Raw genomic sequence first — 253 nt, 5'->3', positions numbered from 1 at the left:
TCTGGGGAACGGAACGGCGACATGCCGGCGAACTGCTGGAAGATGCCCTGACGCAGGCATCGCCAAAAATATGGGATGTCTGGCGTGATGGCGATGGCAATGAGCACCGCGAACTGAACACACAGGAGACGGAAGCCGCAAAGGAAAAACTGGCGGCGATCAGGCGTGCGTTCGAGACATGGGTCTGGCAGGATGGCGATCGGGCCGAGAGGCTGGTCAGGCTGTATAACGACACCTACAACAACCTCGTGGC

1 protein-coding gene is annotated in these 253 nt (G+C 59.3%); it reads left to right on the top strand.

The window, feature by feature from the left end:
* Window positions 1-253, top strand: a 253-nt coding sequence (locus B7449_RS19000) for a hypothetical protein (RefSeq protein WP_048884097.1), incomplete at both ends; no start/stop codon positions are given.

This window comes from Komagataeibacter intermedius TF2 (assembly GCF_000964425.1).
Lineage (GTDB): Bacteria > Pseudomonadota > Alphaproteobacteria > Acetobacterales > Acetobacteraceae > Komagataeibacter > Komagataeibacter intermedius.
This window is presented reverse-complemented; position numbering and strand designations above follow the sequence as displayed.